Below are 17745 nucleotides of genomic sequence, written 5' to 3'. Positions count from 1 at the left end.
TCGCAACACTCCGGGCCTTGCGCTCAAATTCTTGCGCTTATCCGGCAACGCGGAACGTCAGATTGATTCGTTGTTCGCCAAGTTGCGGATGCCGGCCGTGTCTGATCGGCAGCACCCCATGAAAACGCAGGCGATCGACGCCGCCCCAGACCACCATATCGCCGTGCAGCAGGGGGATGCGCTGGCTCTTGTCACTGCGTGCGAAACCGCCGAACAGGAACATCGCCGGCAATCCCAGCGACAGCGAAACGATCGGCGCGGCGTAGGCCTTTTCGTCTTTGTCCTGATGCAACGACATCTTGGCACCGGGGACATAACGATTGATCAGGCAGGAATCAGCGTGGAAATCAGCAAAACCGGCCCACTCGGCGGCGGCATGCGCCAATTCGGCAAACACCGTCGGCATCGGCGGCCAGGGTAACCCGCTGAGAGGATCGACACGGGTGTAGCGATAGCCGCTGCGATCGGTTATCCAGCCCAGCGCGCCGCAACTGCTGGTGCCGACCGACATGCTGAAGCCCCCCGGCGTAACCATGTGCCGCAACGGGGCTGCGGCGAGAATAGCCGCCAGCTGCGTCAGCAACGATTCGATGCGGGGCAAGGCGAAACCGCGCAGCACCCACGATTGCTCGCCGATCTGCTCGTTACGCGGTTGCTGTACGGGTTCGTGATCGCTGAACAGATCAAAAGGATTCGGTTGCATGGCGCTCATGACGCATCGTGGAAAATGATGCCTAGAGTATGCCGATTGCCACTGTGCAGGCGACTGACGCCGTGACGCATGGTCACCCGATAATCGCCCCGTACACCTTTGACCGGCCGTTGATTGACAGCAAAAATCACCGCGTCACCTTTCTGTAAATCCAGCACTTGCGGGCGCGATTGCATGCGCGGGCGCTGTTCGGTCAACACGAACTCGCCGCCTGTGAAGTCCCGCCCCGGTTGCGACAGAAGCAGCGCCACTTGCAGCGGGAACACCTGCTCGCCGTAGAGATCCTGGTGCAGGCAATTGTAATCCTGCGGGCCATATTGCAATAACAATGGGGTAGGGCGCTGCTGGCCGGCAGCATGGCAGCGCTGGAGAAATTCGGCATGAGTCGCGGGGAAGCGCTGCGCCAGACCCATCCGCTCGTACCAACGGTTAGCCAGCGGCACCAGTCGCGGGTACAGCGCTGTGCGCAGACGTCCGACCGGGGCAGGAAGGGGATAGCTGAAGTATTTGTATTCGCCGCGACCGAATCCGTGGCGGGCCATGACGACCTGCGAACGAAACGGTTCGGTCTGCGGATACAGAGCACTCAAGCGCTCGCAGGTTTCGGTCCGTAGCAACGAGCGGATAATCGCACAGCCGTGCTGATCCAGTTGCTGCTCCAGGCTTGCCCAGTCGAGTGCATCCAGCCGGGAAGGTGACAGTGTCATGCCGACTCCTTGATGGTCATCGAGGGGGCAGTCTAGGCAGGCCTTGGCGGTGGAACACTCCGCCACTAGCGGTCGAACTCTATGACAAGACGACTTACAGCGCTTTGCTGACTTTGATGTCAGTGATTTTTTCGTCGGTGTGCAGCTTCTGCAGCGCCGCTTTCGCTTCCTCGTCGGTGCCGGTCTTAAGTTCCGCGAACTCGAAACGCCGTTCACCGTCGAGCTTGTACTTGATGACGTATTTGGTCTTTTGCGCCACGGTCATGGTTTCCTTTCAGAATAGGCTACGTGTCTCAGCTCAGTTTAGTGCTGGAGCGACGGATGATCTTGATCGAGTGAGTCAGCGTCGGCTTGCGCGTCACGCTGATTGCGCGGCGATTGACGGTGTCGATGGTGATGTTCCAGAAGCCGGTGCTGGGCGCGGTGATGCGCGCCGGAAACGTGTCGAAGGCGCCGCCGTGGTAAGTGTGACGGCCGCCATTCTTGAAGCTGCGGAAGTTGGCGTCGTTCATCAGACGAATGTTGCACATTTGCGAGCATTGGATGACGACGATGTCGTCTTCGTTAAGGTGTTCGCGCTGGTGAATAAATTTCATGGGCGCCTCCAGAAGGGCTTTTTCTACAAAATCAAAACGATAGCTTGTCGATGAGCGCAGTTTATCAGCCCGCACGGGTTATTATCTGGCCGTCGGGCGTCGCTTTGACAATTTTGAACAGATATTCGCGATTGGATGCGGGTTAAATGCAAAAGGCTCCGGATAAAAACGGCATTTGTGCTGTCGGACGGTCTTTAACGGAGGTTAGGTATGAAGTGGGGTGTGGTGTGTGTGCCGTGGATTCTGGCTCTGGCCGGTTGTGCGAATGTTGCCGAAATCAATGAAACACTGCCGACCATGAGCGTGATCTCCGGAAAGAAGCCCCTTGAATACGCGCAGTGCCTGTCCGATAAGCTTGCCGACAGCCGCGGCGCGCTGCAGTTGCAGCCGCACAAGGAAGGCGTGCGGGTGATCGTTCCGGGCAAACTGTCTTCAGGCCCGGCGGCTGTGTTTGATATCGAAGACCGCTCCGGCGGCAGCAGTATCAAGCTGCATGAGCGCATGTCCAACGTGCCGGTTCGCCCGCATGATGTGCAGAAAGCCGCAAACGCCTGCATTTCCGGCTGATAGACTATCGGTCATCAGTATCGAATGCCGTCACAGTCACGCTGTGACGGCATTTTCATTCCGGGAGTCGCGATGAAGCGAGAGCACGTGCGGGAGCGCCACGCAGAAGGCCTTATTTCTGCCACCCATGTCATCCAGAACCCGGCGAATCCTGGGGAGTGGATCGTGTTTTTCAAGAAAAGCGCCGGGCGCAGTTACTTTTTGGTCGACGAGAACGACGAAGTCGAATCTTTCAACCGGCTCGACGATCTTATCGACGTCGTGCGCGGTCTTGGCATCAAGTTCGCCGAAATTCACATGTAAGCTGTTATTTGCAGACCACGACGACCGAACGATTCTTGTAATTGCCGACATCGACGCCGAGGGTCTTGTCGCTTTCCGCTGGCGCAGGCGTGCCATCGGTGCCGACGATGCGATAGCCGGTGCCAGCGCAAGAAGCATCGGCTTTTTCGTAGCACATCGCCCAGGAGTTGGCTTCGCCGGAGCAATCGATGCTCAGGCCCTGTTCGCCATTTTTAAGGTAGGTGGGTTGCGAGGTGGCACAACCGCCGACCAGCAGAAGTGCAAAAAGGGGCAGCAACGTTTTCTTGGTCATATCAGGTCTTCAGCGAGGGGGACTAGACGCTCTGACAGCGCCGCGGTGAAAAGGTTATAGCGTTTTGCCACTTGTTTGTATGCAGGCACAAAAAAGCCCTGCGCATGGCAGGGCTCTGTGTTTCCTGGCGCCGATCAGTCTTGATCCTTGCCACGGCGTTTTGACGATGCCGGAGTGTCTGTGAACACCGATGCCACGTCTGTCGCCATCTGTTCGCTGTCGAACGGCCCGGCGATGTGTTCGCCGTTGGTGGTGGTCAGCGTCCATTTGCCGTCTTTCTTGTCGATCACGTACCCGTTGATGATTTTTACCGCGGCCATCTAGTCTGTCTCGTTCGCTGGTTCAAAAGCCGCCATGATACCGGCAATTGCTCGCATCCGGGTCTGAAAAGCGTATGGTAGTGCCGTTTGCCGGCGTCTTGCGCTACGCTGACTGCGCCGCCCGAAACACCGATGGAACTATCGGCAAGAATATTTCTCTATGATGGCATCGGTTAGCCAGTGCGGGGCATTGTAAGGTGCACGCCGCCTGATTAGACTGCGCCGAAACTCGTACACACAGCCTTTTCAAGGACTTATATGATCAAGAAATGCTTGTTCCCAGCAGCCGGTTACGGTACTCGCTTCCTGCCAGCGACTAAAGCCATGCCTAAAGAAATGCTGCCGGTGGTAAACAAGCCACTGATCCAGTACGGCGTTGAAGAAGCGCTGGACGCCGGCCTGACGGAAATCTCCATCGTCACCGGTCGTGGCAAGCGCGCGCTGGAAGACCACTTCGACATCAGCTACGAGCTGGAAAACCAGATCAAGGGCACTGACAAAGAGAAATACCTGGTCGGTATCCGCAAGCTGCTCGACGAGTGCTCGTTCTCCTACACCCGTCAGACCGAAATGAAAGGCCTGGGCCACGCGATCCTGACCGGTCGCCCGCTGATCGGTGACGAACCGTTCGCCGTGGTCCTGGCGGACGACCTGTGCGTCAACCTCGAAGGCGACGGCGTCCTGACCCAGATGGTCAAGCTGTACAAGCAGTTCCGCTGCTCGATCATCGCCATCCAGGAAGTCGACCCGCAGGAAACCAGCAAATACGGCGTGATCGCCGGCGAGATGATCCGCGACGACATCTATCGCGTGCACAGCATGGTTGAGAAGCCAAAGCCGGAAGATGCACCGTCGAACCTGGCGATCATTGGTCGTTACATCCTGACTCCGGACATCTTCGACCTGATCGAACAGACCGAGCCAGGCAAGGGCGGCGAAATCCAGATCACCGACGCCCTGATGAAACAAGCCCAGAACGGCTGCGTCATGGCCTACAAGTTTAAAGGCAAGCGTTTCGACTGCGGTGGTGCTGAAGGCTACATCGAGGCGACCAACTTCTGCTTCGAGAACTTCTACAAGACGGGCAAGGCTTACTAAGTCCGTTTGAGCTGTCTGCAAGATAGAGCCACCTTCGGGTGGCTTTTTCGTTTTCCGCCCTTATATGGATGGCAGCGCTTGCCCAATGGATGGCTGCAGGTATGCTGATCGCCTGCCGAGGAGATAGAAATGGCCTACGATTTTGACCTTTATGTGATTGGCGCCGGTTCTGGCGGTGTGCGGGCGGCACGGTTTGCGGCCGGTTTTGGTGCGAAGGTGGCGGTGGCTGAAAGCCGTTATCTGGGTGGCACCTGCGTCAACGTCGGCTGCGTGCCGAAAAAGCTGTTGGTGTACGGGGCGCACTTTGCCGAAGATTTCGAGCAGTCGTCCGGTTTTGGCTGGAGTCTGGGCGAGGCGAATTTCGATTGGGCGACGCTGATTGCCAACAAGGATCGCGAGATCAATCGCCTCAACGGTATCTACCGCAACCTGTTGGTCAACAGCGGCGTGACGCTGCATGAGGCGCACGCGAAGATCGTCGGGCCGCACGAGGTTGAGGTCGATGGCCAGCGTTACACTGCCGAGAATATTCTGATTGCGACCGGCGGCTGGCCGCAGATTCCGCAGATTCCAGGCCACGAACATGCCATTGGCTCGAACGAAGCATTCTTTCTCAAAGAGCTGCCCAAGCGTGTGCTGGTGGTCGGCGGCGGTTACATCGCCGTCGAGTTCGCCGGGATTTTCCACGGCCTTGGCGCCAACACTACACTGCTGTACCGCGGCGATCTGTTCCTGCGGGGCTTTGATGGTGCGGTGCGCAAGCATTTGCAGGAAGAACTGACCAAGCGCGGTATGGACCTGCAGTTCAACGCTGACATCGCGCGGATCGACAAGCAGGCCGACGGCAGCCTGAAAGCGACCCTCAAGGATGGCCGTGTTCTGGAAGCAGATTGCGTTTTCTACGCCACAGGTCGGCGTCCGATGCTGGACAACCTGGGGTTGGAAAACACCGATGTTCAGCTCGACGATAAGGGCTTTATCAAAGTCGATGAGCAATACCAGACCACCGAACCTTCGATTCTCGCTCTGGGCGATGTCATTGGTCGCGTGCAACTGACGCCAGTTGCATTGGCCGAGGGCATGGCGGTGGCGCGGCGCTTGTTCAAGCCCGAGCAGTATCGTCCGGTCGACTACAAGATGATCCCGACCGCGGTATTCAGCCTGCCGAACATTGGCACTGTGGGTTTGACTGAGGAAGAGGCGCGCGAGGCGGGCCATGACGTGGTTATCTTTGAGAGCCGTTTCCGCCCAATGAAACTGACGTTGACCGATTGTCAGGAGAAAACCCTGATGAAGCTGGTGGTGGATGGCAAGACCGATAAAGTACTCGGTTGCCACATGGTCGGCCCGGACGCTGGCGAGATCGTCCAGGGCCTGGCGATTGCGCTGAAGGCAGGTGCCACCAAGCGCGACTTCGACGACACGATCGGGGTCCACCCGACGGCCGCCGAGGAATTCGTCACCATGCGTACGCCGGTCGGCGCTTAAGCGTCCTTCGGTTTGGCCAGGTCTGGCGCCGCCGCAACGGTGGCTGCCAGACGCTGGCTTTCTTCAAGATTTGCCTGCGCTTTGCTTAATTCCTTTTCCAGCGCCTGATTGAGTTGCGTCTGCTCCTCGACGTTCTGTTTGAGCACTTGGCTCTCCAGTGAGATCACGCGCAGGCGTTCCTGGAGGAGGGTGCGCTCGCTGTCGACGCGAGTGGCTTGCTCCAGCAACTGATCCTGACGCAGGTTGCTCTGTTTGAGCTGGTCCTGCATCAGGCTCAGTTCGCGCTGGGTGCCGCGGTTTTCGGTGAGCAGACGCTCATTGTCGCGGTGCAGTTGGGTGATTTCGTCCTGGCGTACGAGGGCGCTTTGCTGGGCTTGGCGCAGTTCGGCTTGCAGTTGCTGAGCCTGGGCTTCGTGGCGACTCTGCTCCTGTTCGCGTTGTTCTCGGGCAGCGTTGCGGTAGTGCTCCAGCGCATCGCGGGCGTGCAGGTGCTTTTCTTCCAGGGAGCGAATCTGCTCATCCTTGTCCTGCAGGCGCAATTCAAAGTCCGCCAGCGCCTGATTCAGCCCGGCGTTGCGGGTCTGTTCGGTTTGCAGCATCGAGCGCGTATTGCTCAGGGCTTCGGACTCACGCGCCAGGGCGGCGCCCTGAATGTCGTGCTCGTGTTCGAGTTTCTCCAGGGCCAGACGTGTCTGCTTCAGCTCGGATTCCAGCGCCTCGCGCTGCTCCTCGAATTGTTCACGCGCCTGTTCGATGGGCTCCTGCGCCTGTTCTTTCAGGCGTTGCGCGAGGCGCGAGACCAGTGCGGCCAGCTCGTCATCGATCGGTTGCGCCGAGGCTTCGACGGGCTGTGCACCGTCATCCAGTTCCTTCAAATAGCGATGGATCGTGGTTTTCGAGCCGGTGTTGCCCATTTCAATGCGTACCGCATCGATGCTCGGGTGTTCGCCGCGAGCCAGAATCGCGGTGCGCGCAATCTGCACCAGGGCTTTAGTAATGCCGCCACGGGCCATGTGAACTCCTACGGTTACGTACTGTGGTACATGCCACTAAAGTACGCAGTGTACCACGCCGAGAATAAAGTTAAATCTTTGATATAGAAGAGGCGGGATATACTGGTATTACCCAGTGTCAGGCGGCAAAATGCCGATTTGCATCCCTGAATCAGTACACCGAGAGAAAACCGCCCATGAGCGATCTGGATCGCTATCTGCAAGCTGCGACCCGTGACAACACGCGCCGCAGCTATCGCGCCGCCATCGAGCATTTTGAAGTGGTCTGGGGCGGCTTCTTGCCTGCAACAGCCGACAGCGTTGCGCGCTATCTGGTGGAGCATGCAGGAGTGCTGTCGATCAATACGCTGAAGCTGCGTCTGTCAGCGCTGGCGCAGTGGCACAACAGTCAGGGATTTGCCGACCCGACCAAGGCGCCGGTGGTGCGCAAGGTGTTCAAAGGTATTCGCGCATTGCACCCGGCTCAGGAAAAACAGGCCGAGCCGTTGCAATTGCAGGATTTGCAGCGTGTGATCGATTGGCTGGAGCACGAAGCTCAGACTGCCCGACAGCAGCAGGATCGCCCTGCGTTGCTCAAGGCTTATCGAGATCGCGCACTGATTCTGCTGGGTTTCTGGCGCGGCTTTCGCAGCGACGAGCTGTGCCGCTTGCAGATCGAACATGTGCAGGCTCACGCTGGCCGCGGCATCACCTTGTACCTGCCGCGCAGCAAGGGCGATCGCGAGAATCTGGGGCAGACCTATCAGGCGCCGGCGCTGTTGAAGCTTTGTCCGGTCCAGGCTTACTTCGACTGGATCACCGAAGCGGCGCTGGTCCGTGGCGCGGTTTTTCGCAGCATCGACCGCTGGGGCAATCTGAACGAGGAGGGCCTGCACGCCAACAGCATTATCCCGCTACTACGCCAGGCCTTGCAGCGCGCGGGGATCGCCTCTGAGAACTACACCAGCCACTCATTGCGTCGCGGCTTCGCCACTTGGGCTCATCAAAGCGGCTGGGATTTGAAGTCGCTGATGAGTTACGTCGGCTGGAAGGACATGAAATCCGCAATGCGTTATGTTGAGGTCAGCCCATTCCTGGGAATGGCTCGGATCATGGATAAGCCGGATCAAGCGTAGAGATCGTTTTCTTCTATTAATACAGTCACGTAATAGCGAAAACAAATCAGCAGTATCAGGTTTGCCAATGAGCCTTCCGTCCAGTGAATGGGTAGGATTCACCCATCAACTTCATAACCCCTGACGGAGAGTCATCGATGCCTATCATCAACAGCCAAGTAAAACCGTTCAAAGCTACCGCGTTCAAAAACGGCGATTTCGTTGAAGTTTCGGACGCTGACCTGAAGGGCAAGTGGTCGGTCGTGTTCTTCTACCCAGCCGACTTCACCTTCGTCTGCCCAACCGAGCTGGAAGACCTGGCCGACAACTACGCTGAGTTCAAGAAGCTGGGCGTAGAAATCTACAGCGTCTCCACCGACACGCATTTTGCCCACGCTGCCTGGCACAACACTTCGCCAGCCATCGGCAAAATCGAATACACCATGATCGGCGACCCGACCCACGTCATCTCCCGCAACTTCGACGTGCTGATCGAAGAAGCCGGTCTGGCGGATCGTGGCACCTTCGTGATCAACCCTGAAGGTCAGATCAAAATCGTTGAACTGAACGACGGCGGCGTCGGCCGTGACGCTTCCGAGCTGCTGCGCAAGATCAAGGCTGCTCAGTACGTTGCTGCACACCCAGGCGAAGTTTGCCCAGCCAAGTGGAAAGAAGGCGAGGCCACTCTGGCTCCGTCCCTGGACCTGGTCGGCAAGATCTAAGTCTGTGAGACGCAACGCAGGGCGGTACGCCGCACCTTCTTAAGTTAGCTGCACCGCCCAATAAAAATGCCCGGGCGAGATTCGCTCGGGCTTTTTTTTGCCTCAAATATAGGAAATCGCCCGTATGTTGGACGCCAATCTTAAAGCCCAGTTGAAATCGTACCTGGAACGGGTCACCCAACCGATCGAGATCGTTGCATCCCTCGACGACGGTGCGAAATCCCGTGAAATGCTCGACCTGCTCAAAGACGTTGCCAGTCTTTCGAGCCAGATTACTTTGATCGACAGCGGTGACGATGCACGCAAGCCATCGTTCTCGATCAACCGCCCGGGCGCTGACATCAGTCTGCGTTTCGCCGGTATTCCGATGGGCCACGAATTCACTTCGCTGGTACTGGCACTGCTGCAAGTCGGCGGCCACCCATCCAAGGCCAGTGCTGAAGTCATCGAGCAGATTCGCTCGCTCAAAGGCGAGTTCAGCTTCGAGACCTACTTCTCGCTGTCTTGCCAGAACTGCCCGGACGTCGTTCAAGCGCTGAACCTGATGGCTGTGCTCAACCCGAACATTCGCCACGTCGCCATCGACGGCGCGCTGTTCCAGGATGAAGTCAATGATCGCAAGATCATGGCGGTGCCGAGCATTTACCTGAACGGCGAAAACTTCGGTCAGGGCCGCATGGGCCTGGAAGAAATCCTCGCCAAGCTCGACACCGGCGCCATTGAGCGTCAGGCCGAGAAGATCAGCGCCAAGGAAGCCTTTGACGTGCTGGTCGTCGGCGGTGGCCCAGCCGGCGCTTCGGCCGCCATTTATGCAGCGCGTAAAGGCATTCGCACCGGCGTTGCCGCTGAGCGCTTCGGCGGTCAGGTGCTGGACACCATGGCCATCGAAAACTTTATTTCCGTGCAGGAAACCGAAGGCCCGAAACTGGCCACGGCGCTGGAAGAACACGTCAAGCAGTACGACGTCGACATCATGAACCTGCAACGCGCCGACAAGCTGATTCCTGGCAAGAACGGCGAACTGCACGAAGTCCGCTTCGCCAGTGGCGCGTCCCTTAAAGCCAAAAGCGTGATTCTCGCGACCGGCGCACGCTGGCGTGAAATGAACGTGCCGGGCGAGCAGGAATACCGCAATAAAGGCGTGGCGTACTGCCCGCACTGCGACGGTCCGTTGTTCAAGGGCAAGCGCGTGGCAGTGATCGGCGGCGGTAACTCCGGCGTTGAAGCGGCCATCGATTTGGCCGGTATCGTGTCGCATGTAACGTTGCTGGAATTCGACGTGCAACTGCGTGCCGACGCCGTGCTGCAACGCAAGTTGCACAGTCTGCCGAACGTGACAGTCATCACCAGTGCGCAAACCACTGAAGTGACCGGCAATGGTGAGAAGGTCAACGGCCTGCGTTACAAGGATCGCAACACCGATGAATTGCGTACGGTCGAGCTGGAAGGGATCTTTGTGCAGATCGGTCTGCTGCCTAACACCGATTGGCTCAAAGGCACCATCGAATTGTCGCCGCGCGGGGAAATCATCGTCGATAACCGTGGCGAGACCTCGATCCCGGGCATCTTCGCCGCCGGTGACGTCACGACTGTGCCGTACAAGCAGATCGTTATTGCCGTGGGCGAGGGCGCCAAGGCTTCGTTGAGTGCTTTCGATCACTTGATCCGGACTTCGGCGCCGGCGTAATTGCCAAGTCGGAAATGAAAAAACCCATGAGTGATCATGGGTTTTTTTATGCCTGACACAATTCAACTGTAGGCCTTCGCCTGCTCGCGATGGCGGTAGCGGATTCAATACTTCATTGACCGACAAACCGCTTTCGCGAGCAGGCTCGTTCCCACAAGTAAACCAGTCAGTCAGTTACAGCGGCGCAGGCTGGATGATCTCGACCCAGTAACCGTCCGGATCCTTGATAAACGCCAGGCTTTTCATGCGGCCATCGCTCAGGCGCTTCTGGAAATCACAGCCCAGTTCTTCAAAGCGTGCGCATGCGGCAACAATATCCGGCACCGAAATGCAGATGTGGCCGAAACCACGCGGATCAGTGTTGCCGTTATGGTAGGCGAAGTCGGCATCGTTTTCGGTGCCGTGGTTATGGGTCAATTCGAGAATGCCGGGGATCGACTTCATCCATTGCGTGCGGGCAGCGGCATCGGCGGGGATCTGCGCTTTATCCACCAGGGCGAGGAAGTACAGGCTGAACTCGGCTTCCGGAAAATCGCGCTTCTCGACCAGCGAAAACCCCAGCACGCGGGTATAGAAATCCAGCGACCGGGTGATGTCCTTCACACGCAGCATGGTGTGGTTGAACACGAAGTTACGGGTTGCGCTGTCTGGCGTGGCGGTAACGCCGGGGAAAGTGTTCAGTTCGTTGAGGCTCATGGGCCCTCCAATAACTATGGGCGAGTGGATGGACGCAATGATACGCAAGCCTGCCAGCATCACCAAATGAAAGGGCAAGCTTGCTCTGCGCACGGGCGAGGCTCAGACTTTGCAGCTCATCTCTGCGAGTGCGTGCGCTAATGATCCGAGTGTTCAAGTCTGGGTTGGTTCTATTGGCCATGGTTGCGGTCGGCACTTCGGTGTTCGCCGCCGAACCGCAAATTACCTGGCCAGCGGGCTGGGTAGTCGCGAAGCTTGCCGACGCGACGCCGTCGGTTTCCCGTCAGCGAGCCGTGAAAAATGATGCCGATGGCAATCAGGTAATGGTGATGGAGTTGACCATGACGCCGGTTGAAAGCGGGCATCAAGTCAACTTGCAGGGCGTGTTGATGGAAATGCGCAAATCCATCCAGAAGGATTTTTTCCAGAGCGGTTACCAAAGTGTGTGCAACAAAGTGCATGCGTCAACGCTGGGGTCTTTGCCAGCGCTGGAGACGACCTGCACCATCACTGAGAACGGTCGCCATGTGCTGTCGCAAACACTGGTCGCGGCAGTCGAGGCGGGCCGGGCTTATGTTCTTTCCTATGCCGGGCAGGCAGAGGTTTATAAGGCGAGCGCCGAGGAAATAATCGCGGCAAGAAACAGCCTGAAACTTTAGCAGAGTGTTATTTTGTGACAGGGTTAAATAGCCGAAGGGATTAAGCACAAAGTTGGACGTTGCGCCGCAATCGCAACATTGCGCAGCAAAATGTTTAGCGGTGCACCGCCCTTACGCTAGCAAATGCTGGCAACTTGCAGGATGAAAATCATTTCATTTGTTAAATATTGTCAATAAAAAAGCCCTGCTTCTGGCAGGGCTTTTTGTTGGCGGAAGATTAACCGCGCAACCAGGAATCAACGGTAGCTGCACCGTATTGTTCCTTCCAGGCCTTCAGGCCGCGGTGGTTGCCGCCCTTGGTTTCGATCAACTCGCCGGTGTGCGGGTTCTGATAAACCTTGACCACGCGGGCGCGACGGGTTTTAGGCGCTGCGGACACTTGCAGGCCCGATTTTGCCGGGTTCGGATCGAGAATGGCGATGATGTCTTTCAGGCCTTTGCCGTAGGTTTTCATCAGCCCCTGGAGCTTTTCTTCGAATTCGATTTCTTTCTTGAGCCCGGCATCGTTCTTCAGCGATTCCAGCTGCTTGAGCTGTTCCTGAAGGGCCTTTTCAGCTGCACGAAATTCAGCGAGTCTGGACAATATCTTTACTCCAATAGTGTGTTTAGCTGATACCAACCGCAAACAAAGCTATAAGCCGGGAGCCTTGAAGCGACTCGGTGATAAATGGCTTACCCGCCAGTTTTGCTCAGGTTGAAAAAATTGTAGTAGTTAATCGCCCCAGAGTAAATCCTGATCTTGTCTTCATGTAACAACAGCGCTTTTTTGTATCAATTTGGTGCGCCGGTCCGGTCGTTGTGTCATGTAGTTAATGGTGACTTAATGCGCTGATGAAATCCGCGGCCGGCATTGGTTTGCCGAACAAATAGCCTTGCAGGAAGTTGACGTGGTTCGCGGTCAGATAATCAGCCTGGGCCTGAGTTTCGACACCTTCGGCAACAATACCCAGGTCGAGCTTGGCCGAGAGTTCGATAATCGTGTCCAGAATATGCCGCGACAACGCGTCGATGCCGATCATCGCGACAAAACTTTGATCGATCTTGAGGAAGTCCACATTGAATTTGCGCAAGTAGCCGAGGCTGGAGTGGCCGGTGCCGAAGTCGTCGATCGCGATCTTCACGCCCAGCAAGTGCAGTTGCTCAAACAATTGACGGGTAATGTCGGTGGGTTCAATCAGCTCTCGTTCCGTCAACTCCAGCACCAGGCTTACGCTGCCGGCGACAAAAGCGTCGAGGAATTCGCGGCAGTCCTCGACCAGATCCAGATCACGGCAATGGCTGGCGGTAATGTTGATACCGATGTGAAACGGTGTGGCGAACGTTGCCGAGTGCGGTCCCAGCAGGGCCGCGGTCTGCTGCATCAGCGAACGCGTCATGGGCACGATCAGCCCCGAATGCTCGGCGAAGGGAATAAACAGGTCCGGGCGCACCAGGCCCTCCTTGGGGTGATTCCAGCGCATCAGGACTTCGGCGCCTGACCATGCCTTGCTGTCACCATGAACCACGGGCTGGAAGTACGGGACGAACTCGCCGGCCTCCAGCGCACGGAGCATTTCGTGGCTCGGCGAGGTCGAGCGCTTCTGCACGATATGGCCAATGGCACCCGAGACCACGCCGAAAAAAATCAGCAGACTGAACAAGGGCGGGTATTCGTCCGCCATGTAGCGCCAGACTTGTCCCTGCGGGAAACCCGCTGCGACGCTGAACGCGTAACGGGCGGAGTTCAGCGTGCTTTGCGCAACGGGCAGAGCGGGAAGCTCGCCCTGGTGCACGCTGCCGTCGGCGGACAGCCAATTCTCACCGACTTGCAGCACGAGCAAGGTCTGCCGCCCGATCAGACGCAGGATGTTGCTCAGGTGATAACCATCGAGCGTGGTCAGCGCGCCGCCGCGACCGTCGCTGAGGCGGTACACCAGCAGCGCGGTGTTGGGGGTTACCGGGTTACCGTTCATGAGCCACAGTTTGCCGGCGTGATAATCGCCCGCGTTGACCGCTTCCTTGAAATCGCCGAACAGCGAGCTGCAATACAGGTCGTTGTCCCACACCAGATTGGTCGAGCGCACGAAGGGGCGGCGGGTGACTTGTTCGCGCAAGGCCAGCTTCACCTCTTCACAGGTTTTTCCGGCCAGTGGCAGCAGATCCCGGGCGGCCTGCGCGGTGTTGTCGAGCATCAACTCGAACTGGCGCAGCGCTTCCTCGGCGGTGTGCTGCGAACTTTGCTGCAACGTGCGCTCAGCCTGCATATACAGAATCACGCTACCGAGCACGATGGGCAGCAGGCCACTGAGCAATGTCACGATGATGCGCGTGCTGCGCTTGCGGCGGGGTCTCACGGTGAGCGGCATGGACGCATCCTGTTGCGATGAAGTGGGGCGCTTGAGTTCAGGCCTGCCGATGGCGCGGCGCCGGACAAACGTTGAAGCAAAAGGGAGGATAGATGGCAGATGACGCTTGTGCCGCTCATTGTTGGGAGACGGTTGTCGCCAGTTTGATAAAGGCCAGCGCTGCCGGTGAGGCCTGGCGCTGATCAAGCACGGCCAGACCGACCTGACGCTTGACGGCCGGCAGCAAGGGCCGTTTCTCGTAACCCGCGCTGGCGTCGTTCGGTAATGAGCTTGCAGCAACAATTGTGATCGCGTCGCCCCGGCTCACCGTGTCGAGGGTGCTGAGCAGTTGCGAGCAACGATAACGGATGTTCGGTTGCAACCGCGCCGCCATGAACAGTCGCGACACCAATTCTGCGGAACCTGCCTCGGTGAGCACAAACGGGTCGTCGCACAGGTCCTTGAGTCTCAACGCTGACTGCGCCGCCAGTTGATGTCCGCGTGGGAGCAGCGCGACCATTTGATCTTCGAGCAAGGCGAAGGTGTCGAAACGCTCTTCGGGCAGCACCACGAATCCGACGTCGATGCGCCGCTCCTCCAGCCATTGAATAACTTGCCGGTCCGGCCCTTCATCGATGTGCACTTCGATGCCCGGATGCGCCTGGCGAAAGCGCTGCAGAATCTTCGGTAACAGCCTGATCGACGAGGTCGGGCCGAACGAGCCGATGCGCAGGGTGCCGGTTTTCATGCCGCGTGCATCCGCCGCTTCCTGGCGCAAGGTGTTGGCGAGGCCAAGCATTGCCCGGGCGCGCAGCAGCAGTTGTTCGCCGATATCGCTGAGTTCGACGTGGGATTGATGGCGGCGCAGCAGCTCGACACCCAATTCCTGCTCAAGAGATTTCATCGCGTGAGACACCGCAGACTGCGAGATCCCCAGGCGCTGGGCGGCGAGGGTAAAGCCACGCAGTTCGGCCACGCGCGAAAATATTTCCAGTTGCGTGAGGGTCATGAGTATTTGCTCATTTTACGATGACGGATAATGAGCGGGATGATATGCCATCCCTTAACGGTATGGGTCTGGAGTGTCATGCGTAACCTTGAGCAAGCCCATCGGGGCGAATCCGCTATGCCGGTGTACGTGACGCTGGCGGCCGTCACCATGATCTGGGGCGGGACCTTTGTCGCCGGGCGTTTTCTGGCGGGCAGTCTCAGTCCGATGTTCGCCGCCAGTCTGCGCTTTTTGCTGGCCAGTGCCGCGTTGCTCGGCTTCCTGTGGCTGGCGCGCATTCCACTGGCGCGGCCAACGGCACGGCAGTGGTTGCAGCTGAGTCTTTTGGGCTTGTTCGGGATTTTCTTCTACAACCTGTGCTTCTTTTATGGTCTGCAGTACATCAACGCCTCACGCGCCTCGTTGATAGTCGCGTTGAACCCGGCGGTGATCGGGTTGGCTTCCTGGCTATTGTTCAAGGAGCGTCTCGGGCGAGTGAAAGTCACCGGCATCGTCCTCTGCATCGCCGGTGCCAGTCTGGTCATCGTCAGTCGCAACCCGCAGTTGCTGGCGGCAACCGCGGATGCGTGGGTCGGCGACCTGTTGATATTGGGTTGCGTGGTGGGTTGGGGCGTTTATTCGCTGTGTTCCCGCAGCCTCAATCAGAGCCTGGGGCCGCTGCAGACGGTCACTTACTCAATCCTTATTGGCACTGCCATGTTGTGGGTTCTGGCGGTCGTTCGTGGCGAACTGAACTGGACTGCACTGATCGAGCTTGGCACTGCGCAATGGTTGAGCCTGAGCTATCTCGGCGTCTTCGGCTCGGCGCTGGCCTACATCGGTTATTACGATGGCATCCGTAAAATCGGCGCGACGCGCAGCGGCGTCTTCATCGCCCTGAACCCGCTGACGGCGGTAATGCTGGGTGCGTTACTGCTCGGCGAGCAACTGACCCCCGCCATGTATCTGGGCGCAACATTGATTCTGCTGGGCATTTATCTGTGTAACAAAACCCTTGCACCGATGGCAAAAAAGCGGATTTTATAGAGGCAGCAGACAAGCCAGGTTACGCTGTGTAGAATCGGTTTACGCATACAATAATAATCCTCTTCTGGCAGCAGAAGCCTCGCCCGCAAGAGCCTTGGGTCGACAATGAAGATATTCGGGTTTCAACTGATCTACGGTGACTTCCTCGCCCGCAGTGTGCGTGGCATCTCCTGCGCGCCACCCCAGACCTCACATGACTGACAAATAACCCTGGTTAATTGATAAGAAATGATGAGGCGCCACCATGGCAGATTTATACGAAAACCCAATGGGCCTGATGGGCTTTGAGTTCATCGAGTTCGCATCGCCGACGCCCGGCACGCTGGAGCCGATCTTCGAGATCATGGGCTTCACCAAGGTCGCGACCCACCGCTCCAAGAACGTGCACCTGTACCGCCAGGGCGCGATCAACCTGATCCTCAACAACGAACCCAACAGCGTCGCCTCGTACTTTGCCGCCGAACACGGCCCGTCAGTGTGCGGCATGGCGTTCCGCGTCAAGGATTCGCAAAAGGCCTACAGCCGCGCACTGGAACTCGGCGCGCAGCCGATTCACATCGAAACCGGTCCGATGGAACTGAACCTGCCGGCGATCAAAGGCATTGGCGGCGCGCCGTTGTACCTGATCGACCGTTTTGGCGAAGGCAGTTCGATCTATGACATCGACTTCGTGTTCATCGAAGGCGTTGACCGCAACCCGGTCGGCGCCGGCCTGAAGATCATCGATCACCTGACCCACAACGTGTATCGCGGCCGCATGGCCTATTGGGCGAACTTCTACGAGAAGCTGTTCAACTTCCGCGAGATCCGCTACTTCGACATCAAAGGCGAATACACCGGCCTGACCTCGAAAGCCATGACGGCACCGGACGGCATGATCCGCATCCCGTTGAACGAAGAGTCGTCCAAGGGCGCCGGCCAGATCGAAGAGTTCCTGATGCAGTTCAACGGCGAGGGCATCCAGCACGTTGCGTTCCTGACCGACGACCTGATCAAGACTTGGGATCAACTGAAGAAAATCGGCATGCGCTTCATGACCGCACCGCCAGACACCTACTACGAAATGCTCGAAGGGCGTCTGCAGAACCACGGCGAGCCGGTCGATCAACTGCAATCGCGCGGCATCCTGCTGGACGGTGCGTCGGAGCAGGGCGACAAGCGCCTGCTGCTGCAGATCTTCTCGGAAACCCTGATGGGGCCGGTGTTCTTCGAGTTTATCCAGCGCAAGGGCGATGACGGTTTCGGCGAGGGCAACTTCAAGGCCCTGTTCGAATCCATCGAGCGCGATCAGGTGCGTCGTGGTGTGCTTGCCACCGAGTAATCGGCAACTGAAATGAAAAATCCCGGCCTGCAGCGATGCAGAGCCGGGATTTTTTCAGAATCAAAAGATCGCAGGCTTCGGCAGCTCCTACATTTGGAATGCATTTTTCCT

21 protein-coding genes are annotated in these 17745 nt (G+C 57.8%); 10 read left to right on the top strand and 11 right to left on the bottom strand.

The genetic code is table 11. The features are described from left to right. Positions 1-37: 37 nt before the first annotated feature. From alkB to HU743_RS04955, 4 genes are all read right to left on the bottom strand, one after another. Positions 38-703, bottom strand: coding sequence for a DNA oxidative demethylase AlkB (gene alkB, locus HU743_RS04970; RefSeq protein ID WP_186647425.1), 666 nt, complete (start codon positions 701-703; stop codon positions 38-40). Positions 704-708: 5 nt separating this feature from the next. Continuing rightward, positions 709-1419, bottom strand: coding sequence for a 2OG-Fe(II) oxygenase (locus HU743_RS04965; protein ID WP_186647300.1), 711 nt, complete (start codon positions 1417-1419; stop codon positions 709-711). Positions 1420-1513: 94 nt separating this feature from the next. Further along, positions 1514-1684 carry a hypothetical protein gene (locus HU743_RS04960; protein WP_186647298.1) on the bottom strand — a complete coding sequence of 57 codons (171 nt, stop codon included), beginning with the start codon at positions 1682-1684 and terminating at the stop codon, positions 1514-1516. Positions 1685-1712: 28 nt separating this feature from the next. Next, positions 1713-2015, bottom strand: a complete 303-nt coding sequence (locus HU743_RS04955; RefSeq protein ID WP_007912251.1) for a DUF1883 domain-containing protein — start codon at positions 2013-2015, stop codon at positions 1713-1715. Between the two features lie 210 nt (positions 2016-2225). Here HU743_RS04955 and HU743_RS04950 point away from each other — a divergent pair, with 210 nt between their 5' ends. Together HU743_RS04950 and HU743_RS04945 are read left to right on the top strand one after the other, a co-directional pair. Beyond that, entirely contained in the window at positions 2226-2582 is a 357-nt protein-coding gene (locus tag HU743_RS04950) for a hypothetical protein (RefSeq protein ID WP_186546362.1), read from the top strand. A gap of 72 nt (positions 2583-2654) precedes the next feature. Then, a complete protein-coding gene (locus tag HU743_RS04945; protein WP_186546361.1) occupies positions 2655-2885 on the top strand; it encodes a hypothetical protein in 231 nt (76 codons plus the stop codon). Between the two features lie 4 nt (positions 2886-2889). Here the strand turns inward: HU743_RS04945 and HU743_RS04940 are convergent, their stop codons facing one another. Both HU743_RS04940 and HU743_RS04935 read right to left on the bottom strand, forming a co-directional pair. After that, complete coding sequence (locus HU743_RS04940) at positions 2890-3177, bottom strand: hypothetical protein (protein WP_186546360.1); 288 nt, start codon at positions 3175-3177, stop codon at positions 2890-2892. Between the two features lie 134 nt (positions 3178-3311). After that, positions 3312-3497 (bottom strand): hypothetical protein, encoded by a 186-nt coding sequence (locus tag HU743_RS04935; RefSeq protein WP_016774922.1) that lies wholly within the window; start codon positions 3495-3497, stop codon positions 3312-3314. Between the two features lie 258 nt (positions 3498-3755). On the opposite strand from HU743_RS04935, the gene galU reads away from it, so the two are divergent. Then, complete coding sequence (gene galU, locus HU743_RS04930) at positions 3756-4595, top strand: UTP--glucose-1-phosphate uridylyltransferase GalU (protein WP_007912230.1); 840 nt, start codon at positions 3756-3758, stop codon at positions 4593-4595. Between the two features lie 129 nt (positions 4596-4724). After that, entirely contained in the window at positions 4725-6083 is a 1359-nt protein-coding gene (gene gorA / locus HU743_RS04925) for a glutathione-disulfide reductase (RefSeq protein ID WP_186647296.1), read from the top strand. On the opposite strand, the gene HU743_RS04920 is transcribed toward gorA, so the two are convergent. Then, the gene (locus HU743_RS04920; RefSeq protein WP_186647294.1) at positions 6080-7096 is read right to left on the bottom strand and encodes a DNA-binding protein; all 1017 of its coding nucleotides are present in this window, start codon (positions 7094-7096) and stop codon (positions 6080-6082) included. The two genes, gorA and HU743_RS04920, sit on opposite strands and share 4 nt — an antisense overlap. Positions 7097-7272: 176 nt before the next feature. Here HU743_RS04920 and HU743_RS04915 point away from each other — a divergent pair, with 176 nt between their 5' ends. The 3 genes from HU743_RS04915 to ahpF all read left to right on the top strand — a co-directional run bounded on the left by HU743_RS04915 (position 7273) and on the right by ahpF (position 10599). Continuing rightward, complete coding sequence (locus HU743_RS04915; RefSeq protein WP_186647292.1) at positions 7273-8211, top strand: site-specific integrase; 939 nt, start codon at positions 7273-7275, stop codon at positions 8209-8211. A 137-nt stretch (positions 8212-8348) separates the two neighbouring features. Further along, the gene (gene ahpC / locus HU743_RS04910) at positions 8349-8912 is read left to right on the top strand and encodes an alkyl hydroperoxide reductase subunit C (protein WP_186546356.1); all 564 of its coding nucleotides are present in this window, start codon (positions 8349-8351) and stop codon (positions 8910-8912) included. 124 nt (positions 8913-9036) lie between these two features. Beyond that, entirely contained in the window at positions 9037-10599 is a 1563-nt protein-coding gene (ahpF, locus tag HU743_RS04905) for an alkyl hydroperoxide reductase subunit F (protein WP_186546355.1), read from the top strand. Between the two features lie 174 nt (positions 10600-10773). On the opposite strand, the gene gloA is transcribed toward ahpF, so the two are convergent. After that, complete coding sequence (gloA, locus tag HU743_RS04900) at positions 10774-11295, bottom strand: lactoylglutathione lyase (RefSeq protein ID WP_186546354.1); 522 nt, start codon at positions 11293-11295, stop codon at positions 10774-10776. 140 nt (positions 11296-11435) lie between these two features. Between gloA and HU743_RS04895 the strand changes: the two genes are divergently transcribed. Then, entirely contained in the window at positions 11436-11954 is a 519-nt protein-coding gene (locus tag HU743_RS04895) for a DUF4946 domain-containing protein (RefSeq protein WP_186647290.1), read from the top strand. Between the two features lie 217 nt (positions 11955-12171). Here HU743_RS04895 and HU743_RS04890 read toward each other — a convergent pair whose 3' ends face one another. The 3 genes from HU743_RS04890 to HU743_RS04880 all read right to left on the bottom strand — a co-directional run bounded on the left by HU743_RS04890 (position 12172) and on the right by HU743_RS04880 (position 15287). After that, positions 12172-12537: a histone-like nucleoid-structuring protein, MvaT/MvaU family gene (locus tag HU743_RS04890; RefSeq protein ID WP_123468398.1), complete on the bottom strand. Its 366-nt coding sequence runs from the start codon at positions 12535-12537 to the stop codon at positions 12172-12174. A gap of 226 nt (positions 12538-12763) precedes the next feature. Continuing rightward, on the bottom strand, positions 12764-14299 hold the full coding sequence (locus HU743_RS04885; RefSeq protein ID WP_186647289.1) for an EAL domain-containing protein: 1536 nt from the start codon (positions 14297-14299) through the stop codon (positions 12764-12766). A gap of 115 nt (positions 14300-14414) precedes the next feature. Next, positions 14415-15287, bottom strand: coding sequence for a LysR family transcriptional regulator (locus HU743_RS04880; RefSeq protein WP_186647287.1), 873 nt, complete (start codon positions 15285-15287; stop codon positions 14415-14417). A 78-nt stretch (positions 15288-15365) separates the two neighbouring features. Between HU743_RS04880 and HU743_RS04875 the strand changes: the two genes are divergently transcribed. Continuing rightward, positions 15366-16313 (top strand): DMT family transporter, encoded by a 948-nt coding sequence (locus HU743_RS04875; protein ID WP_186647285.1) that lies wholly within the window; start codon positions 15366-15368, stop codon positions 16311-16313. A 244-nt stretch (positions 16314-16557) separates the two neighbouring features. Then, positions 16558-17634, top strand: coding sequence for a 4-hydroxyphenylpyruvate dioxygenase (hppD, locus tag HU743_RS04870; RefSeq protein WP_186647283.1), 1077 nt, complete (start codon positions 16558-16560; stop codon positions 17632-17634). The last annotated feature ends 111 nt before the right edge of the window (positions 17635-17745 follow it).

Origin of the sequence: Pseudomonas sp. SWRI99, from assembly GCF_014270125.1 — a bacterium.
Lineage (GTDB): Bacteria > Pseudomonadota > Gammaproteobacteria > Pseudomonadales > Pseudomonadaceae > Aquipseudomonas > Aquipseudomonas hamedanensis.
The sequence above is the reverse complement of the archived record's forward strand: the minus strand, read 5'-3'. Positions and strand labels throughout refer to the sequence as shown.

What these genes read in the sequence shown, in the direction of transcription:
- HU743_RS04895 (WP_186647290.1), top strand. Translation starts at nt 11,436, where the DNA reads ATGATCCGAGTGTTCAAGTCTGGGTTGGTTCTATTGGCCATGGTTGCG.
- HU743_RS04875 (WP_186647285.1), top strand. Translation starts at nt 15,366, where the DNA reads ATGCGTAACCTTGAGCAAGCCCATCGGGGCGAATCCGCTATGCCGGTG.
- HU743_RS04885 (WP_186647289.1), bottom strand. Translation starts at nt 14,299, where the DNA reads ATGCCGCTCACCGTGAGACCCCGCCGCAAGCGCAGCACGCGCATCATC.
- HU743_RS04960 (WP_186647298.1), bottom strand. Translation starts at nt 1,684, where the DNA reads ATGACCGTGGCGCAAAAGACCAAATACGTCATCAAGTACAAGCTCGAC.
- HU743_RS04950 (WP_186546362.1), top strand. Translation starts at nt 2,226, where the DNA reads ATGAAGTGGGGTGTGGTGTGTGTGCCGTGGATTCTGGCTCTGGCCGGT.
- HU743_RS04935 (WP_016774922.1), bottom strand. Translation starts at nt 3,497, where the DNA reads ATGGCCGCGGTAAAAATCATCAACGGGTACGTGATCGACAAGAAAGAC.
- HU743_RS04940 (WP_186546360.1), bottom strand. Translation starts at nt 3,177, where the DNA reads ATGACCAAGAAAACGTTGCTGCCCCTTTTTGCACTTCTGCTGGTCGGC.
- gorA (WP_186647296.1), top strand. Translation starts at nt 4,725, where the DNA reads ATGGCCTACGATTTTGACCTTTATGTGATTGGCGCCGGTTCTGGCGGT.
- HU743_RS04915 (WP_186647292.1), top strand. Translation starts at nt 7,273, where the DNA reads ATGAGCGATCTGGATCGCTATCTGCAAGCTGCGACCCGTGACAACACG.
- HU743_RS04965 (WP_186647300.1), bottom strand. Translation starts at nt 1,419, where the DNA reads ATGACACTGTCACCTTCCCGGCTGGATGCACTCGACTGGGCAAGCCTG.
- hppD (WP_186647283.1), top strand. Translation starts at nt 16,558, where the DNA reads ATGGCAGATTTATACGAAAACCCAATGGGCCTGATGGGCTTTGAGTTC.
- gloA (WP_186546354.1), bottom strand. Translation starts at nt 11,295, where the DNA reads ATGAGCCTCAACGAACTGAACACTTTCCCCGGCGTTACCGCCACGCCA.
- ahpC (WP_186546356.1), top strand. Translation starts at nt 8,349, where the DNA reads ATGCCTATCATCAACAGCCAAGTAAAACCGTTCAAAGCTACCGCGTTC.
- HU743_RS04920 (WP_186647294.1), bottom strand. Translation starts at nt 7,096, where the DNA reads ATGGCCCGTGGCGGCATTACTAAAGCCCTGGTGCAGATTGCGCGCACC.
- galU (WP_007912230.1), top strand. Translation starts at nt 3,756, where the DNA reads ATGATCAAGAAATGCTTGTTCCCAGCAGCCGGTTACGGTACTCGCTTC.
- HU743_RS04955 (WP_007912251.1), bottom strand. Translation starts at nt 2,015, where the DNA reads ATGAAATTTATTCACCAGCGCGAACACCTTAACGAAGACGACATCGTC.
- HU743_RS04880 (WP_186647287.1), bottom strand. Translation starts at nt 15,287, where the DNA reads ATGACCCTCACGCAACTGGAAATATTTTCGCGCGTGGCCGAACTGCGT.
- alkB (WP_186647425.1), bottom strand. Translation starts at nt 703, where the DNA reads ATGCAACCGAATCCTTTTGATCTGTTCAGCGATCACGAACCCGTACAG.
- HU743_RS04945 (WP_186546361.1), top strand. Translation starts at nt 2,655, where the DNA reads ATGAAGCGAGAGCACGTGCGGGAGCGCCACGCAGAAGGCCTTATTTCT.
- ahpF (WP_186546355.1), top strand. Translation starts at nt 9,037, where the DNA reads ATGTTGGACGCCAATCTTAAAGCCCAGTTGAAATCGTACCTGGAACGG.